Consider the following 533-nt stretch of genomic DNA (forward strand, 5'->3'; position numbering starts at 1 on the left):
AAGGAGTTGGCTATGATGCTTGTCTTCCTAAGACCGCTTGGCCCCCCACTTAGCGCGCTCGCGGAGCCGCCGGTGCCGTCCAGCAGCGCGACCGCGGCGGCCTCGGCGGGACGGCCGTCGGCGGCCAGTCGTGCGACACCGCGGCGCAGCAGCCGGCGTTCCTCGCGGGTGAGGGCGCGCATGTCGGCGGCGGCGCGCGCCTCTTGAGGGTGGTTGTGGCGCACCGCGCCGAATCGCCAGGCGAAGGCGTAGAAGGAGGACAAGGTCTTGCGTTTCCTGGCCACGGTCGCTTCGGCCGACATCGGCGACATCATGCGCAGCTTCTTGAGCTCGCTGTTTGCCTTGTCGCGGCCTTCCTTGGACATGCCGGCGGTCTTGATCTTCTTTTCCAGATCGTCGAACTCGGCGTTTTCGTCGCCTTCGCCCAGCTCAAGTCGGAGGCCAAGCGGTCTTAGGAAGACAATTCAACGGCGCAACTCCTTGGCTCACAGAACGACATGGCTACGATCCGACTTGTTGTTGTTGACCATGGT

The 533-nt window shown here is 64.5% G+C and carries 1 protein-coding gene; it reads right to left on the reverse strand.

All coding sequences use genetic code 11. The annotated features are described in order from the left end of the window. Positions 1-365, reverse strand: a 365-nt coding sequence (locus ACYVJE_RS23115) for a hypothetical protein (protein WP_461146141.1), incomplete at its 3' end; no start/stop codon positions are given. Positions 366-533 lie beyond the last annotated feature (168 nt).

Source organism: Salinifilum aidingensis, from assembly GCF_054782015.1.